General features: G+C 67.9%; 22 protein-coding genes. 9 read left to right on the top strand and 13 right to left on the bottom strand.

Annotated features, from left to right (window positions below):
• Positions 1-66 precede the first annotated feature (66 nt).
• The 4 genes from AVAK2825_RS16350 to AVAK2825_RS16335 all read right to left on the bottom strand — a co-directional run bounded on the left by AVAK2825_RS16350 (position 67) and on the right by AVAK2825_RS16335 (position 3,157).
• A complete protein-coding gene (locus AVAK2825_RS16350) occupies positions 67-741 on the bottom strand; it encodes a response regulator (RefSeq protein WP_272566607.1) in 675 nt (224 codons plus the stop codon).
• A gap of 134 nt (positions 742-875) precedes the next feature.
• Positions 876-2,132, bottom strand: a complete 1,257-nt coding sequence (locus AVAK2825_RS16345; RefSeq protein WP_284400766.1) for a methyl-accepting chemotaxis protein — start codon at positions 2,130-2,132, stop codon at positions 876-878.
• Between the two features lie 30 nt (positions 2,133-2,162).
• Positions 2,163-2,525, bottom strand: a complete 363-nt coding sequence (locus AVAK2825_RS16340) for an MCP four helix bundle domain-containing protein (protein ID WP_284400764.1) — start codon at positions 2,523-2,525, stop codon at positions 2,163-2,165.
• A 128-nt stretch (positions 2,526-2,653) separates the two neighbouring features.
• Entirely contained in the window at positions 2,654-3,157 is a 504-nt protein-coding gene (locus tag AVAK2825_RS16335; protein WP_284400762.1) for a MarR family winged helix-turn-helix transcriptional regulator, read from the bottom strand.
• Between the two features lie 140 nt (positions 3,158-3,297).
• Between AVAK2825_RS16335 and recA the strand changes: the two genes are divergently transcribed.
• Complete coding sequence (gene recA, locus AVAK2825_RS16330; protein ID WP_284400760.1) at positions 3,298-4,389, top strand: recombinase RecA; 1,092 nt, start codon at positions 3,298-3,300, stop codon at positions 4,387-4,389.
• Between the two features lie 77 nt (positions 4,390-4,466).
• Positions 4,467-4,931 carry a recombination regulator RecX gene (gene recX / locus AVAK2825_RS16325; RefSeq protein WP_284400758.1) on the top strand — a complete coding sequence of 155 codons (465 nt, stop codon included), beginning with the start codon at positions 4,467-4,469 and terminating at the stop codon, positions 4,929-4,931.
• A 51-nt stretch (positions 4,932-4,982) separates the two neighbouring features.
• Here the strand turns inward: recX and AVAK2825_RS16320 are convergent, their stop codons facing one another.
• From AVAK2825_RS16320 to AVAK2825_RS16295, 6 genes are all read right to left on the bottom strand, one after another.
• A complete protein-coding gene (locus AVAK2825_RS16320; protein ID WP_284400756.1) occupies positions 4,983-7,313 on the bottom strand; it encodes a DUF1631 family protein in 2,331 nt (776 codons plus the stop codon).
• 36 nt (positions 7,314-7,349) lie between these two features.
• Positions 7,350-8,303 (bottom strand): protein translocase subunit SecF, encoded by a 954-nt coding sequence (gene secF / locus AVAK2825_RS16315; protein ID WP_272566599.1) that lies wholly within the window; start codon positions 8,301-8,303, stop codon positions 7,350-7,352.
• A gap of 12 nt (positions 8,304-8,315) precedes the next feature.
• Positions 8,316-10,208 carry a protein translocase subunit SecD gene (gene secD, locus AVAK2825_RS16310; protein ID WP_284400754.1) on the bottom strand — a complete coding sequence of 631 codons (1,893 nt, stop codon included), beginning with the start codon at positions 10,206-10,208 and terminating at the stop codon, positions 8,316-8,318.
• A gap of 83 nt (positions 10,209-10,291) precedes the next feature.
• Positions 10,292-10,627 (bottom strand): preprotein translocase subunit YajC, encoded by a 336-nt coding sequence (gene yajC / locus AVAK2825_RS16305; RefSeq protein WP_284400752.1) that lies wholly within the window; start codon positions 10,625-10,627, stop codon positions 10,292-10,294.
• Between the two features lie 284 nt (positions 10,628-10,911).
• Positions 10,912-14,484, bottom strand: coding sequence for an indolepyruvate ferredoxin oxidoreductase family protein (locus AVAK2825_RS16300; RefSeq protein WP_284400750.1), 3,573 nt, complete (start codon positions 14,482-14,484; stop codon positions 10,912-10,914).
• A complete protein-coding gene (locus AVAK2825_RS16295) occupies positions 14,481-14,639 on the bottom strand; it encodes a hypothetical protein (RefSeq protein ID WP_284400748.1) in 159 nt (52 codons plus the stop codon). The genes AVAK2825_RS16300 and AVAK2825_RS16295 overlap by 4 nt, the downstream gene beginning before the upstream one ends.
• 182 nt (positions 14,640-14,821) lie before the next feature.
• On the opposite strand from AVAK2825_RS16295, the gene AVAK2825_RS16290 reads away from it, so the two are divergent.
• Together AVAK2825_RS16290 and AVAK2825_RS16285 are read left to right on the top strand one after the other, a co-directional pair.
• Positions 14,822-15,322, top strand: coding sequence for an Lrp/AsnC family transcriptional regulator (locus AVAK2825_RS16290; RefSeq protein WP_284400746.1), 501 nt, complete (start codon positions 14,822-14,824; stop codon positions 15,320-15,322).
• Between the two features lie 137 nt (positions 15,323-15,459).
• Positions 15,460-17,181, top strand: a complete 1,722-nt coding sequence (locus AVAK2825_RS16285; RefSeq protein ID WP_284400744.1) for an MFS transporter — start codon at positions 15,460-15,462, stop codon at positions 17,179-17,181.
• Between the two features lie 32 nt (positions 17,182-17,213).
• On the opposite strand, the gene AVAK2825_RS16280 is transcribed toward AVAK2825_RS16285, so the two are convergent.
• Positions 17,214-18,446, bottom strand: coding sequence for a hypothetical protein (locus AVAK2825_RS16280; protein ID WP_284400742.1), 1,233 nt, complete (start codon positions 18,444-18,446; stop codon positions 17,214-17,216).
• A 222-nt stretch (positions 18,447-18,668) separates the two neighbouring features.
• Here AVAK2825_RS16280 and AVAK2825_RS16275 point away from each other — a divergent pair, with 222 nt between their 5' ends.
• Entirely contained in the window at positions 18,669-20,018 is a 1,350-nt protein-coding gene (locus AVAK2825_RS16275; RefSeq protein ID WP_284400740.1) for a hypothetical protein, read from the top strand.
• Positions 20,019-20,034: 16 nt separating this feature from the next.
• Here the strand turns inward: AVAK2825_RS16275 and AVAK2825_RS16270 are convergent, their stop codons facing one another.
• Both AVAK2825_RS16270 and mltA read right to left on the bottom strand, forming a co-directional pair.
• Positions 20,035-21,234 carry a hypothetical protein gene (locus AVAK2825_RS16270; RefSeq protein ID WP_284400739.1) on the bottom strand — a complete coding sequence of 400 codons (1,200 nt, stop codon included), beginning with the start codon at positions 21,232-21,234 and terminating at the stop codon, positions 20,035-20,037.
• Positions 21,235-21,380: 146 nt separating this feature from the next.
• The gene (gene mltA, locus AVAK2825_RS16265; RefSeq protein WP_502870554.1) at positions 21,381-22,541 is read right to left on the bottom strand and encodes a murein transglycosylase A; all 1,161 of its coding nucleotides are present in this window, start codon (positions 22,539-22,541) and stop codon (positions 21,381-21,383) included.
• On the opposite strand from mltA, the gene AVAK2825_RS16260 reads away from it, so the two are divergent.
• The 4 genes from AVAK2825_RS16260 to AVAK2825_RS16245 all read left to right on the top strand — a co-directional run bounded on the left by AVAK2825_RS16260 (position 22,540) and on the right by AVAK2825_RS16245 (position 25,100).
• Complete coding sequence (locus AVAK2825_RS16260) at positions 22,540-22,692, top strand: hypothetical protein (protein ID WP_284400737.1); 153 nt, start codon at positions 22,540-22,542, stop codon at positions 22,690-22,692. The two genes, mltA and AVAK2825_RS16260, sit on opposite strands and share 2 nt — an antisense overlap.
• 64 nt (positions 22,693-22,756) lie before the next feature.
• Entirely contained in the window at positions 22,757-23,764 is a 1,008-nt protein-coding gene (locus tag AVAK2825_RS16255) for a glycoside hydrolase family 19 protein (RefSeq protein WP_284400734.1), read from the top strand.
• Between the two features lie 79 nt (positions 23,765-23,843).
• Positions 23,844-24,320, top strand: coding sequence for a hypothetical protein (locus AVAK2825_RS16250; RefSeq protein ID WP_284400732.1), 477 nt, complete (start codon positions 23,844-23,846; stop codon positions 24,318-24,320).
• Between the two features lie 132 nt (positions 24,321-24,452).
• A complete protein-coding gene (locus AVAK2825_RS16245; RefSeq protein ID WP_284400730.1) occupies positions 24,453-25,100 on the top strand; it encodes a YiaD family glycine zipper/OmpA-like lipoprotein in 648 nt (215 codons plus the stop codon).
• Positions 25,101-25,161 lie beyond the last annotated feature (61 nt).

Here is a 25,161-nt window from a genome sequence, read left to right as displayed (position 1 = left end):
AATTCAAGCCAAAAGGGCCGTCAGCGCAATCATCACTAAGGCATATCGCTATTAATTCAATAGCATTCAGGTGGCGATCTTCTCGAGGCAGTAGCCCAGGCCGCGCACCGTGGCGATGCGGATCGGGCCGCGCTCGATCTTCTTGCGCAGGCGGTGGATGTACACCTCGATGGCGTTGTTGCTCACCTCTTCGCCCCACTCGCACAGGCGCTCGACCAGTTGCTCCTTGGACACCAGCCGCCCGGCGCGCTGCAGCAGCACCTCCAGCAGGCCCAGTTCGCGCGCCGACAGCTCCACCAGCTTGCCGTCGATGGTGGCCATGCGGCCGGCCTGGTCGTACACCAGCGGGCCGTGGCGGATGGCGCTGGTGGTGCCGCCCATGCCGCGCCGCGTGAGTGCGCGCACGCGCGCCTCGAGTTCCTGCAGGCTGAAGGGCTTGGCCATGTAGTCGTCGGCCCCGAAATCCAGGCCCTTCACGCGCTCTTCCACGCTGTCGGCAGCGGTGAGGATCAGCACCGGCAGGGCCGAGCCCCGTCCGCGCAGGCGCTTGAGCACCTCCAGCCCGTGCACGCGCGGCAGGCCCAGGTCCAGGATCAGCAGGTCGAACGCGTGGTTGGTCATCAGGGCCGCATCGGCTTCGCTGCCGCTGGACACGTGATCGACCGCTGCACCGGAGCCGCGCAGGGTGCGCAGCAGCCCGTCGGCCAGCACCTGGTCGTCTTCGGCAATGAGGATGCGCATGGGGGTTGTCTCCTGGGAGCGCGGCCGGTGGCGGGGCCGCTGCATTGGAGACCGATTCTAGAGGCCCGCCCCGCCAGGCGGCGGGGGAGCGCGTGGGGGAAATCCCGCGCCGCGCCCTCCCCGTGCAGGTGGTGCTATGCCGGCAGGGGCAGTGTGCGGCCGTGGGCTGCGAGGCGCCCGGCCGGCTGCGGCACCGACCGCGCACGGGACGTTGCCGAAGACGCGGCGGCCGCCGTATGCGCCCCGTCGATCTTGAAGACCGACACCGCATCGACCAGTTGTTCGGCCTGCGACTTCAGGCTCGATGCCGCCGCCGCGCTTTCCTCGACCAGCGCGGCGTTCTGCTGCGTGACCTGATCCATCTGCGCCACGGCCTCGCCCACCTGGCCGATGCCTTCGCTCTGCTCGCGCGTGGCGATGCTCATCTCCGCCACGATGGTGGCCACCCGCTGGATGGACTGCACCACTTCCTTCATCGTGTCGCCCGCGCGGTTGGCCTGCGCCGAGCCCTCGCCGACGCGCTCCACGCTCGTGGCGATCAGGCCCTTGATCTCCTTGGCCGCATCGGCGCTGCGCTGGGCCAGCGTGCGCACCTCGGAGGCCACCACGGCGAAGCCGCGGCCCTGTTCGCCGGCGCGGGCGGCTTCCACCGCCGCATTGAGCGCCAGGATGTTGGTCTGGAACGCGATGCCGTCCACCACGCCGATGATGTCGGCGATGCGCTGGGAGGCGGCGTCGATGCTCTTCATCGTCTCCACCATCACCTCCACCGCGTCGCCGCTGCGCTGCGCCACCGTGGACGCGTCCGCCGCCAGCTGGCTGGCCTTCTGGGCGCCGTCGGCGTTCTGGCGCACGGTGGAGCTCAGCTCCTCCATGGACGCGGCGGTCTCTTCCAGGGCCGAGGCCTGCTGTTCAGTGCGGGCCGACAGGTCCTGGTTGCCCTGCTCGATCTGCGAGCTGGCCGTGGCCACGCCCTCGGCGCTGCCGTGGACGGCACCGACCACGCTCGCCAGGCTGGCGCGCATGTCGCTCAGGGCCTGCATCAGCTGCGCGGATTCGTCCTTGCCGTGCACGGGGATGTCCATCGTCAGGTCGCCAGCAGCCACGCCCCGCGCCACTCCGACGGCCGAGGCCAGCGGCCGCGTGATGTGCCGCGTGATCCACCAGGCCAGCACCGAGGCGATCGCCACCGCAGCGATCAGCAGGGCCAGCAGCGTGGCCTGCGCACGGTGGAACGTGGCCACCGCATCGTCGTGCGCAGAGTCACCGCCGCGGCGATTCACGCGGGCCAGTTCGCCCAGCGTGGCGGCCAGGGCATCGAAGCTCTTTTCCGAATCGGTGAAGAAGATCCGCAGCGTCTCGTCATGCGCCTGCGGCGGCTGGTCCAGCATGCGGCGCTGCACCGCGAGGTACTGATCGCGCTAGGCCTGGTAGGCCTCGTAGCCCTTGCGCTCTTCGCCCGGATTGACCAGCGGTGCATACACGGCCTCGGCCTCGGCCAGTTGCTGGCGCCGCACCTTGAGTTCTTCCTTGAGCTTGTTCAGGTTGCTCTGGTCCGTCGGCAGGAAGGCCTCGCTCTCGGTGCGCCGCAGGCGGTTGGCGGCGATGCGCACGTTGCCGATGGCCTCGATGCTGGGCAGCCAGTTCGTGGCCAGGTCTTCGGCGCTGGCGTTGATGCGCAGCATCTGGCCCCAGGCCATCCAGGCCAGGGCGACGGTGATCAGCGTGGTGATGCTGAAGGCGAGCGCCAGCTTGGCGCCGATGCGGAGGTTGTGCAGGTTCATGATAAAGACCATCTATTGCGTTTGGTATCTCGATTAACATTTAGACACCTTAGAACAGGCTTAAAAACCAGTTCCGCGACGCAAAAAATGACAAAAATGAGATGTCGCACTTATCATTTTTGCAGCTTTCAAGCCGACAGCCCGTCACCCCCCGCGTACGCTTCCAGTCCGATCGCCACCACCGTGGCGACCTCGTCGCCCACCTCCATGCGGAATTCCGCCTCCGCCTGCGCCACCGCGTCGCGGAACGCCTGCAGCCACGCCAGGCCCGCGGCAGTGAAGCAGACGCGGCGCGCCCGGGCATCGCGCGGGTCGGGTTCCCGCACCACCAGGCCCCAGGCGACGCACTGGTCCACCAAATCGGCCATCGACTGCTTCGTCATGCCGGCCCGCTGCGCCAGATCGGTCAGCCGGTCGCCATCGAGCGAAAGGTGGCGCGTGATGTGGACGTGCGCCGCACTCACCTGATCGCGCGCGGCGAGGTTGGAAAGCGCCAGCGGCACTTCCACGTTGTGGGCCATGAGTTCGAGCACCCGGGCATCGAACCGGCGCATGGCATGCCCGAGCAGGCGGCCCAGGTGGGTCTGGCGCCAGCCGTCGTCGAGGGGGGGAAAGGGTGGGGTTTCGGCCATGGCATATTGTCAGGGAAACTGACTTAAAACACCGTTTACGCGCCAAGACAGCTCGCATAAACTACTGTTCAAGCATCCAGCCTGTGACTACCCACAGCCGGACAGAGACACCCCAACCCATTGTTTTTCAAGGACTTTCCATGGACTTCGCCGTCAAGGGGACCCACCCCGCCCAGCCCGTCAACACCGAAAAGGCCAAGGCCCTCCAGGCCGCGCTGGCCCAGATCGAGAAGCAGTTCGGCAAGGGCACGATCATGCGCCTGGGCGAAGGCGAGGTGATCGAGGACATCCAGGTCGTCTCCACCGGCTCGCTGGGCCTGGATATCGCGCTGGGCGTGGGCGGCCTGCCCCGCGGCCGCGTGGTCGAGATCTACGGCCCGGAATCGTCCGGCAAGACGACGCTCACGCTGCAGGTGATCGCCGAGATGCAAAAGCAGGGCGGCCAGTGCGCCTTCGTCGATGCCGAGCACGCGCTCGACGTGCAATACGCCCAAAAGCTCGGCGTGCAGCTGTCCGATCTGCTGATCAGCCAGCCCGACACCGGCGAGCAGGCCCTGGAGATCGTGGACAGCCTCGTGCGTTCGGGCGCCGTGGACCTGATCGTGATCGACTCGGTCGCCGCGCTCACCCCCAAGGCCGAAATCGAAGGCGAAATGGGCGATGCGCTGCCCGGCCTGCAGGCCCGCCTGATGAGCCAGGCGCTGCGCAAGCTCACCGCCACCATCAAGAAGACCAACTGCATGGTCATCTTCATCAACCAGATCCGCATGAAGATCGGCGTGATGTTCGGCAGCCCTGAAACCACCACGGGCGGCAACGCGCTCAAGTTCTACGCCTCGGTGCGTTTGGACATCCGCCGCACCGGCACGATCAAGAAGGGCGACGAGGCCGTGGGCAACGAAACCAAGGTCAAGGTCGTGAAGAACAAGGTCAGCCCGCCGTTCAAGACGGCCGAGTTCGACATCCTGTTCGGCGAGGGCATCAGCCGCGAGGGCGAGATCATCGACATGGGCGTGAACGCGAAGATCATCGAAAAGAGCGGCGCCTGGTACGCCTACAACGGCGAGAAGATCGGCCAGGGCCGCGACAACTCGCGGGAGTTCCTGCGCGAGAACGCCGACCTCGCCCGCGAGATCGAGAACAAGGTGCGCGAGAGCCTGGGCATCGCCCTGCTGCCCGCCAGCCTGGAAGCCCCCGCCGCCGCCCCGGCCAAGGAAGCGGCCGAGAAGTAAGCCTTGGCCGATTGCAGGCCATGCCCGGCTCCAGCGCTTGATTGACAGGCGCTGGATGCTTCCACTTTCATAGCACCATGGGATTTGCGACGCTTTCGCTCAAGGGCCGGGCGCTGCGCCTGCTGGCACAGCGCGAACACTCCCGCGCCGAACTGGCCACCAAGCTGGCCCGCCACGTGCAGGAGGGCGACGACCTGAACGCCGTGCTCGACGACCTGCAGGCCAAGGATTTCATCAGCGCGCAGCGCGTGGCCGATTCGGTGGTGAACCGCCGCGCCGCCCGCCTGGGCACGCAGCGCCTGGTGCAGGAACTGCGCGGCAAGGGACTGGACGACGCCCTGGTGCGCGCCACCGCAGAGCGCCTTCGCGCCACCGAGCTGGAGCGCGCGCAGGCCGTGTGGCGCCAGCGCTTCGGCGCCCCGGGCGAGACGCCACAGGAGCGCGCGCGCCAGATGCGCTTCATGGCCGCGCGGGGCTTTGCCGGCGACATCGTGCGCCGCGTGGTGCGGGGCGACGGCAGCGGGAACGACGACGGCGATTGATGGCGCTGATTCCGGGCCCGCGCCGATCCTGGGCCCGCGAGGCCGGCCGGCTCAGTCCAGCAGCCGTTCCGGGTTGGCGTCGATCTTGGCCAGCGCGTCGCGCGTGGCCCGCATCGTGAGCGCTTCCTCTTCCTGCGCCACCAGCAGGCCGGACTGCAGATAAGCGCCCAGGCGCTTGAGCTGCAGCAGGTAGCTGCTGCCATCGGGCGCGGCGAACAGGTGCAGCTGCTTGCGCTGGCTTTGCCACACGTACTGCACCTGCGCCGACGCGCCGTTGTGGTCCAGCGTGAACCAGGCCCCGGGCTGCAGCTCCTGCGCCCAGGCCACCATGCCCGGCTCCACGGGCGCGCCGTTGTCGGCGATCACGTGGATGGACGAGGCATCGATGCCCAGCATCAGCTCGATGTTGTCGGCGTTGAGCGGCATTTCGCCCAGCGTCGCATCGCTGATGTAGTCCTCCAGATTGGCCAGGCGGCGCGCCATGGCATCGATGTGCGCCTGCGGGATGGAGGCCGTCTTGGACAGGAAGGCATCGGCCAGCGTGTCGGTCAGCACCTTCACCTGCGCATCCTGCTCCGGCCCGTTCACGCCGAGCAGCGCCAGGCCCTGGCGCAGGTGCTGCAGCAGCGGCGGCAGGCTCTGGATGACCTTGGCGCGGTCCGCCCGGTGGGGCTTGGCGCTGGCGGCCCAGACCAGGTCGGCCGCGGTGCGCTTGAGCGCCACGGTGTCCGGGTGCTGCGCGCCGTCGCGCACCGCCGACATGGCCAGCACCTCGGCCCAGGTCTTGAAGAGGAAATCGCGGATCTCTTCGCGCACCGGCATGTCCCGCAGCATGGTGCGCAGCTCGATCGTGTACTGGATGGCCAGCGTTTCGCGCTGCTCCACCTGCTGCGCCACGCTGACGAGCTTGGAGGTGGCCTGCTTGGCCGTGAGGAACTTGGCCAGGAATTTCTCGAACTCGTCATAGACGAGCTGGAACACGCGCTGCCCGGTTTCGGGGTACTGCTCGATCACCTGCACCACGCGGCGGATCTCGCCCTCCAGCGCGCTGCCGTTGATGGCGGTGGCGTCGAACCCCATCACCACGCCGCCCAGGCGGTCGATCAGGCGGCGCGCCGGGTGGGCGACGTCGCTGAAGAATTCGGGCTCGGCCAGCGCCACGCGCAGCACCGGCACCTGCAGTCGCGCGAACCACACGCGCACGGCCGGCGGAATGCGGTCTTCGCTCAGGATGCTCTGGAACATCAGCGCCACCACCTCGATGATGGCCTTTTCGCCGGGGGTGGAGGCCTTGGCCTTGAGTTCTGTGGAGCGCTCGCGCACCGCGCCCACCAGCTGCACCACGGCGGCCGGGCTGTAGTCCTCGACCAGCGTGGCCACGCCGCTGTAGTACGTCTGCGCCTGCGCCCGGTGGGCCGACAGGGCCTGCGCCAGCGCGGCGGAGGCCGGCGGCGCGTTCACCATGTCGAAGCCCGTGGCGGGCTGCACCAGCAGGCGGCGCAACTGGCCCATCACGCCCTGGGCCCGCTGGCGCGCGCGCGCCAGCGGCGTCATGAACGCCTGCATGCCGGCACCGAAGGCCGTTCCCTGCGCGCCCATGCGCCCGGGCGCCGGCATGCCCCCCTGGGACGGCATGCCGTGCATGCTCGCCTGGGCGGACTCCCGGGCGAAGGCCTGCGCCGATTGCTGCAGGGCCTGCGACGCCAGGCCCGCGGGAGAGGACGCCCCCCCCGCCGTGCGGCGCACCTTGGAGCGCAGGTCGTTGTCGGGCTTCACGCCCTGCTCGGTGCAGAACGCGTTGACGGCCTGGTATTCGCGCAAGACCAGTTCGCCCAGCTGGCGCTGCAGGGGGTCGATGGCGGTCTGCAGATCGCCCCGCTCCATGCCGGCCTCCACCCACTGGTCGACGAACAGCAGGCAGACCGTTTCGGGGCGCAGGATGTCGCGGCCGTCCAGCTCCTGGCCTTCCAGGTGCTGAATGAACTGCCGCAGGGTGTCGAAGGCGTTGCCCGTGTGCTCCATCACCGTGAGCGCCATGCGCGAGGCGATGATCTGGTTCTCGACGACGTCGTCGCTGAGCAGTTCGAAACCGCCCCCGGCGGGCAGCGCCCCCCGGGTGGTGCTGACCAGGGGCAGCATGGCCTCGGACAGGGCGCGGGTGCAGCCGGCGATCCAGGCCTGGTGGCGCTGCTGGTAGCGCATCCACAGGTCGCGGCGCGTCTGCATCTCGCGCTGCGTGGCCGTCAGGCCCATGAGCTGGGTCAGGAAATCCTGCAGTTCGTTGTCGAGGCCGGGCAGCCCCGCCACCAGGCCCTCCACGAACCGCTGCCGGGCCAGGCGGGCCAGGCGCCGGGGCGCGGTGGGGGGGCGGAGTTCTTCCATACGCCGTCGATTATGGGGCGCCCCGGGGCGTCGCGGTCAGACCGCTGCGCCGGCGTTCGGATCGTTCGGGTCGCCGTCCTTCTTGGGCGGCGCCTTCACCAGGTCTTCGCGCTTGACGCCCAGCCACATGGCGATGGCGGCGGCCACGAACACCGACGAATAGATGCCGAACAGAATCCCGATGGTCAGCGCCAGCGCGAAGTAGTGCAGGCTGGGGCCGCCGAAGAAGAACATCGACAGCACCACGGCCTCCGTGGAGGCATGGGTGATGATCGTGCGGCTCATGGTGCTGGTGATCGCGTGGTCGATGACCTCGTGCGTGCTCATCTTGCGGTATTTGCGGAAGGCCTCGCGGATCCGGTCGAAGATCACGACCGACTCGTTCACCGAGTAGCCCAGCACGGCCAGCACCCCCGCCAGCACCGCCAGCGAGAACTCCCACTGGAAGAACGCGAAGAAGCCCAGGATGATCACCACGTCGTGCAGGTTGGCGATCACCGCCGCCACGCCGAACTTCCACTCGAAGCGGAACGCCAGGTAGATCACGATACCGATCACCACCATGCCCAGTGCCATCAGGCCGCCGTGCACCAGTTCCTCGCCCACCTGCGGGCCCACGAACTCGGTGCGGCGCAGCGTGACGTCGGGGTCGGCCGCCTTGAGGGCGCCCAGGACCTGCTCGCTTTGCTGCGCGGAGGTCACGCCCTTTTGCACCGGCAGGCGGATCATCACGTCGCGCGCCGTGCCGAAGTTCTGCACGGTCACGTCGGAGTAACCCAGGCCGGACACGGTGCTGCGCACCTTGCCGATGTCGGCGCTCTGGGTGTAGGCCACTTCCATGACCGTGCCGCCGGTGAACTCCACCGACAGGTGCAGGCCCCGCGTGATCAGGAAGAACACGGCCAGCGCGAAAGTGATGAAGGAGATCGCGTTGAGAACCAACGCGTACTTCATGAACGGGATGTCTTTTCGGATGCGGAAGAATTCCATGGTCCCTCTCCTTCAGTTGGACTTGACCACGGCGGACGTGGTGCTGTCGGGTTCGGGCTTCCACACCTGTCCGATGGACACGCTCTTGAGCTTCTTCTTGCGGCCGTACCAGAGGTTGACCAGGCCGCGCGAGAAGAACACGGCCGAGAACATGCTGGTCAGGATGCCGATGCAGTGCACCACGGCGAAGCCGCGCACCGGGCCGGAGCCGAAGGCCAGCAGCGCGAGACCTGCGATCAGCGTGGTCACGTTCGAGTCGAGAATCGTCGCCCAGGCGCGCTCGTAGCCCGCGTGGATGGCCGCCTGCGGCGACACGCCCGCGCGCAGTTCCTCGCGGATGCGCTCGTTGATCAGCACGTTGGAGTCGATGGCCACACCCAGCGCCAGCGCCATGGCGGCGATGCCGGGCAGGGTCAGGGTGGCCTGCAGCATCGACAGGATGGCCAGCAGCATCAGCACGTTCACCGACAGCGCGATGGACGAGATCACGCCGAACAGCGCGTAGTAGATGCACATGAAGACCGAGATCGCCACGAAGCCCCACACCACGCTGTGGATGCCGCGCTCGATGTTGTCGGCGCCCAGGCTCGGGCCGATGGTGTACTCCTCGATGATGTCCATGGGCGCGGCCAGCGAGCCGGCGCGCAGCAGCAGCGAGGTGTCGTTGGCCTCGGCCGTGGTCATGCGCCCGGAGATCTGCACCCGACCGCCGCTGATCTCGCTGCGGATCACGGGGGCCGTGACCACTTCGCCCTTGCCCTTTTCGAACAGGACGATGGCCATGCGCTTGCCCACGTTCTCGCGGGTGATGTCCTTGAAGATGCGCGCGCCCTTGGCGTCTAGCGTGAGGTTGACCGTGGGCTCCTGCGTCTGGCCGTCGAAGCCGGGCTGCGCGTCGGTGAGGTTCTCGCCCGTGAGGATGACCTGCTTCTTGACGATGATGGACTGGCCGTTGCGGTCCAGGTACTTTTCGTCGCCGAAGGGCACGGGGCCGGAGCCCAACTCGGCCGAGCGCGCCTCGGCGCTTTCGTCGACCATGCGCACTTCCAGCGTGGCCGTGCGGCCCAGGATGTCCTTGGCCTTGGCGGTGTCCTGCACGCCGGGCAGCTGCACCACGATGCGGTCCAGGCCCTGCTGCTGGATCACGGGCTCGGCCACGCCGAGTTCGTTGATCCGGTTGTGCAGCGTGGTCATGTTCTGCTTGAGCGCCTGGTCCTGCACCTTGCGCAGCGCCTCGGGCTTGATGGTGGCGCGCACGCGCACGCCCTGGCCGTCGGGGTTGCTGGTGGCCACCAGGTCGGGAAACTGGTCGGTGATCACGTTGCGCGTGGCCGTGGCGGTCGCCTCGTCGCGCAGGCGGATGTCCACCGCCTGGCCGTCGCGGCTGATGCCGCCGTGGCGGATGTTCTTGTCGCGCAGCGTGGTGCGCAGGTCGCCGGCGAGCGATTCGGCCTTCTTGGTGAGGGCCGCCTGCATGTCCACCTGCAGCATGAAGTGCACGCCGCCGCGCAGGTCCAGCCCCAGGTACATGGGGCGCGCATGCAGCGCGCCGAGCCAGTCGGGGGAGCGCGAGACGAGGTTCAGCGCGACGATGTACGGCGGATCGGCCGGATCGGGCACCAGGGCCTTCTGGATCGCGTCCTTGGCCTTGAGCTGGCTGTCGGGCGAGTCGAAGCGCGCGCGCACCGAATTGCCATCGAAGCTCACGGCATCGGGCACGACGCCCGCGGCCTTCAGGGCCTCTTCGACGCGGCGCTGCACGGCGGCATCGACCTTCAGCGTCGCCTTGGCCGACGACACCTGCACGGCAGGGGCCTCGCCAAAGAAATTGGGCAGGGTGTACAGGGCCCCCACCAGCAGCGCGATCACGAGGATCGCGTACTTCCAGACCGGGTAACGGTTCATGATCGCGCTCTTAACTCTCAGGTCGCGGCGCAGGCCCTCAGGGCCGGCCGCCAGATCGGAACGGCTCGCGCCATCGCTTGGACTTACTTGACCGTGCCCTTGGGCAGGACCTGCGCCACGGCGCTGCGCTGGATCTGCACTTCCACGCCGGAGGCGATCTCGATGTGCAGGAAGCCTTCGGACAGGCGCGTGACCCGGCCGACGATGCCGCCGGCGGTGGCCACCTCATCGCCCTTGGCGATGGCCTCGATCATGTTGCGATGCTCTTTCTGGCGCTTCATCTGGGGGCGGATCATGACGAAGTACAGGACCACGAACATCAGCACCAGCGGGAGCATGCCCGTCAGGGAGGACATGATGTCGCTGCCACCGGCGGCGGCGGCAGGGGCGGTCTGGGCGAAAGCGGAAGAGATAAACACGGCAACAGGCTCCATTCAAATGGATGGTCGTTTCAGACACCCGCCCACGGCGCGACGCGGCGCCAGCCGGGAGGGCAACAGGCGATTGTATGCGGCGCCCCCTGGCAAAGCCCATGCCAAAACCCGCGTCCGCGGGGGTCTTGGCGTGGCGAGGCCGGCCCATGGGCCGGCCTTCGATGGGGCATGAAAACACCGCTCAGCACAATAACCACTAAGGCATATTGCTATATTTTCAATAGCAATCCATTTCCCACTCACATGCCGGGAAAGGGGCTTTCGCCCCCTCAGGCCGTCTGGCGCAGCGCCTCCTGCGGGTGGCGCCACTGGTTCATCAGCACCGCCCACTTGGCGCGGGCGGCCTTCAGGTGGCGCTCCTTCACGTGGCCGTAGCCCCGGATGTCTTCGGGAATGCGGGCGATGTCGGCGGCCAGCGGCAGGTTGTCGGCGGTCAGGCCGGCCAGCAGCTCGTCGATGCAGGCGCGGTACTCGGCGATCAGGGCGCGCTCGGTGCGGCGCTCCTCGGTGCGGCCGAACGGATCGAGCGCCGTGCCGCGCAGGCCTTTCAGCTTGGCGAGCACGCCGAAGGCCTTGCGCATCCACGGGCCGAAGGGCTGCTTGAGCAGTTCGCCCTTGTCGTTCTTCTTCGCGGTCAGCGGGGGCGCCAGGTGGTGCACCAGCTTGTAGTCGCCTTCGAACATGCCCTCGATCTTGGCGGTGAACGCCGCATCGGTGTGCAGGCGCGCGACCTCGTACTCGTCCTTGTACGCCATGAGCTTGAACAGGTAGCGGGCCACGGCCTCGGACAGGCGCGTCCCCTTGCCGCCGGTGCGCGCCTCGGCGGCCTGCACCTTCTCCACGAAGGCCTTGTACTCGGCCGCATAGGCCGCGTTCTGGTAGCCGGTGAGGAACTGCTCGCGCTTGGCCACCACTTCCGCCAGGCCCGGCTTCTTGACGAACTGGATCACCTGCGCGGCCTTGAACAGGGCCTGCACGGCGGCCAGGTCATGGGCGCAGCGGCGGCCCCATTCGAAGGCGGCCTTGTTGTTGTCCACCTGCACGCCGTTCAGCTCCATGGCGCGCATGAGCGCGGCATGCGACAGCGGCACGCGGCCCTTTTGCCAGGTGTAGCCCAGCATCAGGGGGTTGGTGTAGATGCTGTCGCCCAGCATCTGCATGGCGACCTCCTCGGCATCGAAGCTGGCCAGCAGTTCTTCGCCCACGGCGGAGGCGATGGCCGTGTCGCAGTCGGTGCCCGGAAACTGCCAGTCCGGGTTGTGCACGAACGACGCGGTGGGCGAGCCGTGGGTGTTGAGCGCCACGAAGGTGCGGCCCGGCTGCATCGCGGCCATGGTGGTCTTGTGCGAGGCGACGATGGAGTCGCAGCCGATGATGAGGTCGGCCTTGGCCGTGTCCACCTTGGTGGTGTAGATGGCGTCCGGCCGGTTGGCGATCTGGATGTGGCTCCAGGTCGCGCCGCCCTTTTGCGCCAGGCCCGCCGCGTCCTGCGTGATGACGCCCTTGCCTTCCAGGTGCGCCGCCATGCCCAGCAGCGAGCCGATGGTGATCACGCCCGTGCCGCCCACGCCGGCCACGACGATGCCCCAGGCGCTCTCGGCCACCGGCAGCACCGGCTCGGGAATGGGGGGCATCGCGGAGAGGTCGCCCTTCTTTTCCTTCTTGGGTTTTTTCAGCGTGCCGCCCTCGACGGTGACGAAGCTCGGGCAAAAGCCCTTCACGCACGAGTAGTCCTTGTTGCAGGTGCTCTGGTTGATGCGGCGCTTGCGGCCGAACTCGGTCTCCAGCGGCTCCACCGACAGGCAGTTCGATTGCACCGAGCAGTCGCCGCAGCCCTCGCACACCAGCTCGTTGATGACCACGGTCTTGCTGGGCGTGGCCAGGGTGCCGCGCTTCCTGCGGCGGCGCTTTTCGGTCGCGCAGGTCTGGTCGTAGATGATGGCCGTGCAGCCGGGGATCTCGCGGAACTCGCGCTGGATCCGGTCCAGCTCGTCGCGGTGGTGCGCCGTCACGCCCTCGGCCAGCGCCACGCCGTCGTACTTGGCCGGCTCGTCGGTCACGATCACCAGCCTGGCGATGCCCTCGGCCTTCAGGCTGGCCATGATCTGCAGCACCGAGTGCCCCTCGGGCCGCTCGCCCACCTGCTGGCCGCCCGTCATGGCGACAGCGTCGTTGTAGAGCACCTTGTAGGTGATGTTGGTGCCCGCCGCGATGCTCTGGCGGATGGCCAGCAGCCCGCTGTGGAAGTAGGTGCCGTCGCCCAGATTGGCGAAGACGTGCTTTTCCGTGGTGAAGGGCTGCTGGCCCACCCAGGTCACGCCCTCGCCGCCCATCTGCGTGAAGGTGGACGTGTTGCGGTCGGGCATCCAGTTGACCATGTAGTGGCAGCCGATGCCGGCCACCGCGCGCGAGCCCTCGGGCACGCGGGTGCTGGTGTTGTGCGGGCAGCCGCTGCAGAACCACGGCGTGCGGTCGCCCGTGTCCACCTTGGATTCGGCCAGGCCGCGCTCGCGCGCATCGATCACCGACAGGCGCGCATCCATGCGGGCCACGATGTCGGCCGGCACGCCCAGCTTCTTCAGGCGCTTGGCGATGGCGCGCGCGATGATGGCGGGCGTCAAGTCCGCCTTGGGGCGCAGCAGCCAGTTCTGGCTCGGGTTGGGCATGCTCCATTCGCCGCCGGAGTTGTCGCCCTCCACCTCGTCGAACTTGCCCAGCACATTGGGGCGCACGTCGGCGCGCCAGTTGTAGAGCTCTTCCTTGATCTGGTATTCGATGACCTGGCGCTTTTCCTCCACCACCAGGATCTCCTGCAGGCCTTGCGCGAAGTCGCGGGTGATGGTGGCCTCCAGCGGCCACACCACGTTCACCTTGTGCAGGCGGATGCCCAGCTGGCGGCAGACGTCGTCCTCCAGCCCCAGGTCGATGAGCGCCTGGCGCGTGTCGTTGTACGCCTTGCCGCTCGCGATGATGCCGAAGCGGTCCTGCGGGCCCTGGATCACGTTGTAGTTCAGCTTGTTGGCGCGGATGTACGCCAGCGCCGCGTACCACTTGTAGTCCATGAGGCGCGCCTCCTGCTCCAGCGGCGCGTCGGGCCAGCGGATGTGCAGGCCGCCGGGCGGCATGGCGAAGTCCTCGGGCAGGACGATCTTCACCCGGTCCGGGTCCACCGAGATGCTGCTGGAGGACTCCACCACCTCCTGGATGGTCTTCATGCCCGACCACACGCCCGAAAAGCGGCTCATGGCGAAGGCGTGCAGGCCCATGTCCAGGATGTCCTGCACGCTGCTCGGGAAGAACACCGGCAGGCCGCAGGCCTTGAAGATGTGGTCGCTCTGGTGCGGCGCGGTGCTGCTCTTGCTGATGTGGTCGTCGCCCGCGATGGCGATCACGCCGCCGTGCCGGGAGGTGCCGGCCATGTTGGCGTGCTTGAATACGTCCGAGCACCGGTCCACGCCCGGGCCCTTGCCGTACCAGATGCCGAACACGCCGTCGTATTTCTTCGTCGTGGGGTACAGGTCGAGCTGCTGCGTGCCCCACACGGCGGTGGCACCCAGCTCTTCGTTCACGCCGGGCTGGAACACGATGTGGTTCTTGGCCAGGTGCTTCTTGGCCGACCACAGCGCCTGGTCGTAGGTGCCCAACGGGCTGCCGCGGTAGCCGCTGATGAAGCCCGCGGTGTTCAGGCCCGCGATCGCATCGCGCTGGCGCTGCAGCATGGGCAGGCGCACCAGGGCCTGCACGCCGCTCATGAAGGCACGGCCTTGATCTAGGGCGTATTTGTCTTCGAGCGTGACCGTTTCAATGGCGCGGCGGATGTGCTCGGGCAGGGGGGCGTTCATAGCACGGCTCCTTCGCCAGCACGCTCGATGCCAAATCCGCAGCGTGCGGCTGCGCCGCCCCCCACGTACTTGTGGCGCAACCCGCAGTGCGGGTTGTCATCCAGCGTGACCGTTTCAATGGCGCGGCGAATGGGCTCGGGCAGGGGGGCGTTCATCGGGGGAATCTCCAGTGGGGTCGTTGGCCGTCGCCTCGTGAGCGCGGTTTCAGCGGGGTGCCCTGGGCTCGGACGCACCGCCTTGTCAGGGCAGTGTAGGCAGGACGGCCGGATATGTCCTTTCGTTTTCATGCCGTGTTTACCCTCGCTTTAGAAAGGATCTTTCGCAAAATAATCACGGAATGAACACTTTGGACAAATTCGACCTGGCGATCCTCGGCGAGCTGCAGGCCGACGCCCGGCTGACCAACGCCGAGCTGGCCCAGCGGGTGGGCCTGTCGGCCGCGCCGTGCTGGCGCCGCGTGCGCGCGCTGGAGGAGTCGGGCTTCATCAAGGGCTACCACGCCGAGATCGACCGCCACAAGATCGGGCTGGGCGTGCTGGCCTTCGTGCGGCTGGACGCCGACCGCAGCACCGGGGGCCTCACGCGCGAGATGGAGGCCGCCATCGCCCAGATCCCCGAGGTGGTGGCCTGCCACTACATCAGCGGCACGGGAACGTTCGAGCTGCAGGTGGTGGCGCGCGACCTGGACAGCTTCTCGCACTTCGCCCGCAACGTGCTGCTGAACCTGCCGAACGTGAAGGACATGCACACCAGCTTCTCGCTGGGCGAGGTCAAGGCCAGCGGCGCCCTGCCGCTAGCGCACCTCGGCTCCACCGGCAATAAGCTACAAAAACAATAGCGCAATGCCCTAGTACCGATTGCGCTGGAGGCCTTTTCGGCTTCAAGCCCGTCGGCTCGCTTTTCCGCGCCGCCATCCGGGACGTCGGCGCCCCGCCCGGCACGCCCCGCCCGCACTGCGCACAATCGAGACCATCTATGCCCCCTTTGCCGCCCCACGAGAGCCCGCCCCGCCCCACCCCGTTCCCGCCCCTGGACGACAGTCCCCCGGCCACCGCCGCCGCGGGCCAGGCGCACACCGCCGAGGCCGCGGCCGCTGCGCAGCTGGACCAGGACGCCGCCCGGCGCGCCAGCCTCTCGCCGTTCGCGCCGCTGCAGGTGCCCGTGTTCCGCATGCTCTGGCTCACCTGGCTGGCCGCCAACACCTGCATGTGGATGAACGACGTGGCGGCCGCGTGGCTCATGACCACGCTCACCACCTCGCCCGTGCTGGTGGCGCTGGTGCAGACGGCTTCCACCCTGCCCGTGTTCCTGCTGGGCCTGCCCAGCGGCGCGCTGGCCGACATCCTGGACCGGCGGCGCTACTTCATCGCCACGCAGTTCTGGGTGGCCGTGGTGGCGCTGGTGCTGTGCGTGGCCATCCTGATGGGCGGCATGACGGCGCCGCTGCTGCTCGCCCTGACCTTCGCCAACGGCATCGGCCTGGCGATGCGCTGGCCGGTGTTCGCCGCCATCGTGCCGGAGCTGGTCAGCCGCCAGCAACTGCCGGCGGCGCTGGCGCTCAATGGCGTGGCCATGAACGCCTCGCGCATCATCGGCCCGCTGCTGGCCGGCGCCATCATCGCGAGCGTGGGCAGCGCCTGGGTGTTCGTGCTGAACGCGCTGCTGTCGGTGGTGGCGGGCTTCACCATCATGCGCTGGCGCCGCACGCACGTGCCCAGCCCACTGGGGCGCGAGCGGCTCACGAGCGCCATGCGCGTGGGCGTGCAGTTCGTGCGCGAGTCGCCCCGCATGCGCGCCGTGCTGTGGCGCATCTCGGTTTTCTTTTTGCACGCCACCGCGCTGCTGGCCCTGCTGCCCCTGGTGGCCCGCGACCTGGAGGGCGGCGGTGCCGGCACCTTCACGCTGCTGCTGGCCTCGATGGGCGCCGGGGCCATCGCGGCCGCGTTGTTCCTGCCGCGCCTGCGCCAGGCCATGTCGCGCGACACGCTGGTCTCGCGCGGCGCGCTGCTGCAGGCCGCCTCCACGGCCGTGATCGCCATCGCGCCCAACGTGTACGTGGCCGTGCCCGCCATGGTGCTGGGCGGCATGGCGTGGATCACCACGGCCAACTCGCTCAGCGTGTCGGCCCAGCTCGCGCTGCCCAACTGGGTGCGCGCGCGCGGCATGTCGATCTACCAGATGGCCATCATGGGCGCCACCGCGGCGGGCGCAGCGCTGTGGGGCCAGGTGGCCTCGCTCACCACCGTCCACATGAGCCTGGCGCTGGCCGCGCTCACCGGCACCGCCGCCATGGCCCTGGTGCAGCGCTGGGTGGTGGACCGCACCATGGAAGAAGACCTGAGCCCCTCGACCGCCTTCAAGCTGCCGGTGGCACCCACCACGCCCGAACGCGGCCACGTGGTGGTCACGATCGAATACCACATCGACCCCGCGCGGGCGGCGGAATTCCGGGCGCTGATGCAGGAAAGCCGCCGCAGCCGCCTGCGCCAGGGCGCGCTCGACTGGCAGCTGCAGCACGACATCGCCGACCCCTCGCGCTACGTGGAGCGCATCGTGGACGAGTCGTGGACCGAGCACCTGCGCCGCTTCGACCGCGTCACCGCCTCCGACGTGGCGCTGCGCGACCGCAAGCTGGCCTTCCACACGGGCGAGGCGCCGCCGGTGGTGTCGCGCTACCTGGTCGAGCTGGAGCGCTGAGGGCGCCCCGGCTCAGCGCCCCTGCAAGGCGCTCACCGCCGCGAGGGCCGCAGGCCGAACCATCCGCCCTCGGCGTCGTAGAGCAGGTCGAACTGCTTCAACAGGTAGCGCCCGGTGTTCATGAAGGCGGGGCGGCCCACGAAGGTGAAGCGGCCCGGCGCGTTCACGAGCACGGACTGGGGCGCGTCCGCATCCCCCACGCGGAAATCGTACTGCGCCACGGGCGCCTGCGCGCCGGGGAACATCACCTGCACCCGCGTGCCGTCCTTCAAGCCCGTCACCGGCCGGCCCCGGCGGGTGGGATCGGCGATCTGCGCCGTGGGCAGGGCCGACGGGTCGGCGGCCGTGAGGTACATCTGCGCGATGCCGGTGTCCACCAGCACGGGACCGGTTTCGGGCGCGCCGCCATCCACCGAGACGGCCACGGTGGCCTGCTGCCAGTCACGGGGATCACTGGACGCCGGCTGGCCATTCGCGAGCAGGCTGCCGGGCTCCAGCTTCATGAACCGAAAGCCCTTGGCCTGGTCGGGCGTGAGGCCTACGTAAATCGCGTGCTTGGTCACGATGTAGCCCCCGTGCACCGCGCCCCGGGCGACGGGGCTGCCGTCGATCTCGGCGATGTTGATCAGCGGATTCTTGTCGGGCGTGCCCTGCGGCTGGCCATCGTGCTCGCGCCCGAAGCCCACGCCCATGTAGGCGATGCCGCCCGGGCTTTCCGTGGTGTAGGTGGGATTTTCGCAGTCGGGCCGGTTGGCCTTCTCGTCCCAGCGCGGGCAGATGATTTCCTTTTCGACCGCGAGCACGGGCACCCGGGCAATCACTTCGTTCCAGCCGCTGTTGAGCACCACGTCGCGCACCACCCAGTGGCCGATCAACAGCTGCCGGCTGCTGGAGCGGTATTCCCAGCCTTCGTTGACCTGGCGCGCTTCCTCGTTGCGCGAATAACCCGGCAGATCGACCGCGGAAATCACCACGCCGGTGGAGCCCGTGTCCAGGGTGACGATGAAGGGCCGGGGGGGCGCGAGCACGCCGGTGTCCGTCGGCATGCGGACTTCGAACCGCAGCCGCGGCGCAGCCGTCATGGGGGCAGACCAGCCCTCTCCCGGCGGGGAATGGAGGCGGATGAAGCGCGATTCAGTGCCCGGGCGCAGCGAGGGGCCGGCGGTGGCCGCGGCGGCGGTGGGCAACGGCGTCTGCGCGGGCACGGCACCGCAGGCGAGCAGCGCGGTGGCACAGGCGATCGCTGCGCGAAGCGGAATGGGCATGGGGTCTCCTTCCCTGGCGAGTGTTTGATGGGAAATGCAGGCTACACGATCCTTCGGGCAGTGCCGCACCCCGCAGGCCACTGCAGCCCGGGCGAATCGGTTCGCACGCCCTTGCAATGCTTCGGTGGGCACGGTTTCGCTTCCTGGCGTCCGCTTTATCCTGGCCTCACCTGCAAACTGCCGCCTGACGGTGGGTGGCAGGATCGCCAAGGGAAGAGATCCATGAAGCTAAGCCACCTTTCCCACGCCAAGAGCCCCCGAGGCGCGACTGCGCAGGAAGAGGCCCCACCCAAGACGTCGCAGCGCGGCGCGTCGTCCAGCGGGAATGCACCCCACGCCCTGGCAGGCGGGAGCCCGCGCCATCCCAGTTCCGGTGGCGGCATACGGCCCCGCAGCGACATTCTGCCGCCCAGCCTGCATTCGGCATCGGATTCTTCCGTGCTCGGCACCATGCGGGGATTCATGGGGTGGGGCTCGTCCAGCAAAGTACCTGAGCCTGACCCAAGGGCATGGCTCGACAGCAACATGTCCGAGGCGAAGGCCGCCAGGAGACGCCTGCTTGACGGCGCGACCCCGTTGCTCAAGCAAGTAGATAACGCGTCGCCTCTTTCATCAGAACCTCATCGGCTCCATACCTACATCACGTTCGATGATGCCCAGAACACCGTCCTGGTTCCAGCAAAGGAACTGCTCCCGGGCCTGTTGCGCTCCGACCAATTCATTGAGCTTTCACCAGACCAGTTGAGCCGAGCCAATGCGCTGTCCACAACGCATCCTGGCGTCAAAACGCAGATGCCCGATATGAAGCACCAACTGCGGTCCATATCGCCTGAAACTGCCGCGCATCTGGCCGCAGCACGGGAGGCCATCGACCTGGTCAAAGCGCTGATGCCCGACGGTACCGGCAACCAGATCAAAGACATCGCAGCCACTGCTGGAGACAGCGTCCTTCGGTCGTCCCTGTCGCATTCCAATACCGGAAATCCCACCACCCTTGCGACCAAGGCCATTCAGTTTCAAGGTGGCAACTGTGATGCACACGCCGGTCTGGCCTATCAACTGCTTTCGCAGAATCCCGCACTCAAGAACGCCCGAATCGAAATCGTGGATGGCGGGGAGAACGGAAATCACACGTTCGTCGTGATCCGGGGAAAGAAACGCGAGCACGACATCGTGGTGGACCCCTGGGCCACCTTCGCATCTCCGACCCTCGTTCAGGACGCACTCCCCATGCACCGCAAGTTGCTGAGTGCGTCAGGTGGTGGCGTCGCCCATACCAAGCCTGCGGGCACGCAGGCCGCACCCCTGGACATCGAGGCACTGCGGCAACAAGCCCTGATCGACAATCGATCGCCGATCGCGGAGCAGTTCAAAGCCCAGAGGCTCCGCGCTCCCGATGATGTCATCAGAGACAGTGTGAAGTACGCTGACGACCGTTGGGATGTGCCATTCAGCGGCAATCCCAACGTCCGCTACGAGGTCCGGGATGCATCGGGCCACCAACTGACCGACTTTCCGCTGCGATTCGACATGCAGCGTGTTGCCACTGGAACCGGTCCGCGCCAGGCTTGAACCCGGCATCGCGGAGTCACTCGCTGCGGCGCAGCCCGAACCAGCCGCCATCGGCATCGAACAGCACGTCATGCTGGCGCAGTAGGTGCCGGCCGGTGTTGACGAACGCCTGCGCCGAGGGGCGGGTGACGATCACCGCCGTGGGGGCCTGGGGCGTTCCCACTTGGAAGGTGTATTGCGCCACGGGCGCGGCATCGTCGGGGAACGACACCTGCACCGACGTGCCGGCCACCAGCCCCGTGGCCATGGCGCCCTTGAGGCTCGGATTGGGAATGGCCGTGGTCGGCAGTGCCGACGGGTTGGCCACCGTGAGGTACATCTGCGCGATACCGGTATCGACCAGCACCGCGCCCGTCTGCGAGGCCGCGCCGTTCACCGAAACGGCCATGGTCGCCTGGGGCCAGTCGCGCGGGTCGCTGGAGGCCGGCTGGCCCGCGGCGTTCAGGCTGCGGCCCTGGAGCTTCACGTACGAAAAGCCCGCGGTGTTGGCGCGCGTGAGGCCCACGTGCACGCCCTTGGCCGTCACGATGAAACCGCTGCGCATGCTGCCGGGCGCCACGGGCTGGCCGTCGATGGAGACGATGTTCAGCAGCGGGTTCTTGTCCGGCGTGCCTTGCGGCTGGCCGTCGTGCTCGCGCCCGAAGCCCACGCCCATGTAGGCGATGCCGCGCGGCTGGGCGGTGGTCTTCTCGGGCTTTTCGCAGGTGGGCACGTTGGCCTTTTCGCTCCAGCCGGGGCAGATGATCTCTTCCTGCACCGCCAGCACAGGCACGCGCGCCACCACCTCGCCGCCGGCGGGATCGCGAAAGACCAGTTCCCGCGGCACCCAGCGGCCGATCCACAGCCGCTTGCTGCTGGACAGGAACTCCCACCCCTTCACGCCCGACTCGGCCTCCTGCTCGGAGAAACCGGGCAGGTCGGTGGCCGAGACGACGACGCCGGTCGAGCCGGTGTCCATCGTCATGGTGAACGGCGCCGCGGCGGACGTGCCGGGCACCCGCACGCCGAAGGCCAGCGCGGGGGCGTCGGTCATCGCGAGTTCCGGGTTCCTGGCCGGGGCGAAAGCCAGGAAGCGGGCGGCGGTGTCGGCGCGCAGGTCCGGTCCCGCGGGGGCCTGCGCGTGCGTCGAGCCCAGGGGCGCACAGGCGCCCAGCAGGGCGGCCAGCAAAGGAAGGGTGCCATGCGCGGCAGTGCGCAGCCATCGGTCAGCGGTCATGCGGTTCTCCTTGGGAGTGGGGTGAGGTGAGGCCACCATCCTGGCCAGGCCACGAAGGGCCTGTCACGCCCCATTGTGGAGGGCCTTCCCAGCCGGCCGCGGGGAGGCCGGCTGAAACGTGCTGAAACGTCGTGAACGCGCGGGCGTCAGCGCGGCCACAGCGCCCAGAGCCGCAGGCCCTGCTTGAGCCGCCCCGCCAGTTCGCCCGCCTCCGGGCCCCAGCCCGCGAAGTAATCGGCCCGCACCGCGCCCACGATGGCCGAGCCCGTGTCCTGCGCCATCACCAGGCGCTGCAACTGCACCTGCGGGCCGGTGGAGGTTAGCCACACCGGCGTGCCGTAGGGAATGCTCTGGCGGTCCACCGCGATCGAGCGGCCCGGCGTGAGGGCCACGCCCTGCGCGCCCTTCGGTCCGAAGCCGGCATCCATGGCGTTGAGCGGCTCTTCGCGGAAGAACACGTAGCGCGGATTGGCCCACAGCATCTCCTGCACGCGCTGCGGGTTCTGCAGCGTCCAGGCGCGGATGCCGGGCCAGGTCGCATCGCGCACCAGGCCCTGGTCCAGCAGCCACCGGCCCACGCTCTGGTAGGGCTGGTCGTTGGTGCCGGCGAACGCCACGCGCAGCAGCGTCACCGTGCCATCGGCCTCCTGCACCCGCAGCCGGCCCGAGCCCTGGATGTGCACCACCAGCGCCTCGACCGGATCGCGCACCCACGCGATGACCCGGCCGGCCAGCGCCGCCTGCGCCTCGGGCAGCGTGTCGATCTGCTGGCGCGTGTACCAGGGCTTGCGCGTGCCGTACCCCGCGGGCAGCCGGTACAGCGGCACGTTGAAGCCGTTGCCGGGCTGGCGCGCCGCATCCAGATAGGGCTCGTAGTAGCCGGTGAGCATGCCGTCCACCGCGCCGTCGGCGGCCTCGATGCGGTAGGGCTGCAGCCGCGCCACCATCCAGGCGCGCTGCTCGTCGGCGCTGGCGATGGACAGGCGGCGCACCTCGCCGCACAGCGGCGCGAAGGCCGGCGCGGGACGCTCGCAATTCTTGATCCAGGCGTTCCAGGCTTCGTGCAGGGAATCTTCGGCAAAACCGGGCAATTCCGCCCAATGCACCGGTATCCAGCGGCTTTTCGGCTGCGCCATCGGGGGCGGCAGCGGCCCGGGCGGTTCGGGCGGCAGCGGGGCACCCGGCACGCCCGGCAGCGAGACACCGGGAGGCAAAGGCGTGGAAGGCGGCAGGGGCGTGGTGGAGCAGGCCACCAGGGTTCCTACAATCAGCGCCGTTGTCACAAGGCGCAGGAGACGGAATTTCATGGGGCTGATTTTGCTTGAAGCATTGCTGGCGCTGGTCGTTCTCGTCGCCATTGTGTGGTGGACGATGTTCTCGGGGCGCAAGGGGGGGGAGCCGCCGCCCGCGCCGCCACCGCCGGCTTCGGAACCAGAAGACACGGACACCAAAAAATAGCATCCACCCGCCTCGGCGCGCGGCAGGAATGCAAAACAAGAATATTCAAAAAGGGAGTCAGAAAATGAGTGAACCAGCGGTTCTCCGATCCACCGTGGGACCTGGCCAGAAAAACCATCCACAAGACATGCGGCTGCTGCGCCGGCATCTGAATGCGTTCATCCGGAAGGGGTACCTGCCCCAGAAGACCGAATTGCCGGAAGAAGGCGGATGGGACCAGCCCTTCGCCACCGCCTTGCAGAGCATCGAAAACACCTTCTTCTACGGAGAAGCGGACCCGGATAACCAACTGAACAATGCAGATACCCTGTTCCAGTTCCTGGTTCAGGCCCAGTTGGAAGAAAAGAAACTGGTCGCATCGCTGTCGAACGAGGTGTACGTGCTGGCGTCCACCATGGTGCCGGGAGGGGTCGACCGGATCAAGCGCACCACCCTCAAGACCCGGGAAATGGTCAATGGCAAGCCCGTCGTCAAAAAGACCATCCAGGAAACAAAAATTACCGGAAACATCCGGAACTACCTGCCCGAGATTCTCGGCGCGATGACGAAGCGTTCGCTGAACGACACGGAAATGCTGATGATGGCACTGGCCACCATCCGCGCCGAGAGCGCGAGCTTTCAGCCGGTCGACGAAGAAATATCCCGATACAACACCAGCCCCGTGGGCACCAAGGGCCGACACCCTTTCGATCGATACGATTTCCGGCCGGACAGCCTGGGAAACCACCAGTTGGGCGATGGCGCGCTGTACAAGGGCCGTGGATTTGTCCAGTTGACCGGCCGAGCCAACTACGAGCAGATGGGCAAGCAATTGGGATTGAACTTGCTGGACAACCCGGACCAGGCCAACGAAGGCCCCGCCGCCGCAGCCATCCTGGCCCAATTCATCAAGAACAAGGAAGGCGGCATTCGGGCCGCGCTGAAGACCAACAACCTGGTCCATGCCCGCAAACTGGTGAACGGCGGCACCCATGGCCTCAAGGAATTCACGGACGCGTTCGCCGCTGGCCGGAAATACCTGGGAATGGCCATTCCGAAGAAGGCCAAAACGGCCGCCAAAGCGAAGCCATAAGGAATTCGCCATGCAATCGCTTCCTCCTGGAGCTTCAAGGTGGCTGCCCCTGCTGGGCCTGCTGCTGTGCACCGGTTCGATGTCCCAGGTGCCCGCACCGGCACCGCCCAAAGACCGGGGCCTGTGCCTGCCGGAAGAAGACGTCATCTTCGCCTGCAGACTTCAATCCAGGCGCGTGGTTTCCGCCTGCGCCTCCCCATCGCTGGATACCAGCCAGGGCCATCTGCAATACCGCTTCGGAAAGCCTGGAAAAGTGGAAATGACGCTCCCACGCGCCAAGGACGATCCCGCATGGCGGCAGACCGTCGTGGCCAAAAGGCTTTGGTACTCCGCAGGCGGGGGCAATTACCTGCGGTTCAATCAACCGCCTTTTTCCTATGTGGTGTACCGCGCCTTCGGCGCGCGCTGGGGGGAAAAAGCCGGGGTCATGGTGTGGAAGAACGGCGAGATGGTCGGCCAGCACTCCTGTATCGGAGCGCCTTTCTCCCAGATGGGGCCTGCGTTTCAAAGCCGGGCAGGCCTGGGCGAAGACCCTGACGAAGTGGTCCTACCCTGATCCTGCGCCATCCGTGCCAAGAATAAGGGCCTCTCAATTTCGTTCGGAGCCGCCGGCCGGGCCTGAACCCAAAGGGGCCTCCCCTTCAATCACGACTGGCTGGCAGTCCATCACCTGGAAAAGGAAGATCCCATGCGCAACAAGATTCTCATCGGCGCCACTGCCGCCGTTCTGCTCGTGAGCGGCTGTGCCAACATGGACGATACCCAGCGGCGCACCGCGACGGGCGCCGGCGTCGGCGCGGTGGCCGGGGCGGTCATCGGCTCCGCCACCGGCGGCCGGGCGGGCACGGGGGCCGTCGTCGGGGCGGGTGTGGGGGCCCTGGGCACCTACATCTGGTCGCAGCACATGGAGCGGCAAAAGCGCGACATGCAGCAGGTCACCCAGGGCACGGGCGTGGTGGTGACGCAGACCGCCGACAACCAGCTCAAGCTCGACATTCCGAGCGACATCTCATTCGCCACGAACCGCTCGGACATCCAGTCCAACTTCGCCCCCGTGCTGGAGCGCTTCGCCGAGGGGCTTCGCAACAACCCCAACACCGAAGTGCGCATCGTGGGCCACACGGACTCTACCGGCAGCGATGCCATCAACAACCCCCTGTCGATGGACCGCGCGGCCAGCACCCGCAACTTCCTGACGACGCGGGGCGTGAACGGCGGACGCATCCAGGTCGAGGGCCGCGGCTCGCACCAGCCGATCGCCACCAACGACACCAACGACGGCCGCGCGCGCAATCGCCGGGTGGAAATCTTCGTGGGCGAACGCCAGCCGGGCTGACCGCCGGCCGGCCCCGCCGCCGCCCCGCCCGTGCACCGCGCGGCGGGAGTGGCTTTCACAG

Source organism: Acidovorax sp. SUPP2825, assembly GCF_030158995.1.
GTDB lineage: Bacteria > Pseudomonadota > Gammaproteobacteria > Burkholderiales > Burkholderiaceae_C > Paracidovorax.
Note: the sequence above shows the minus strand (reverse complement) of the source record. Positions and strands in the feature narration are given on the sequence as shown.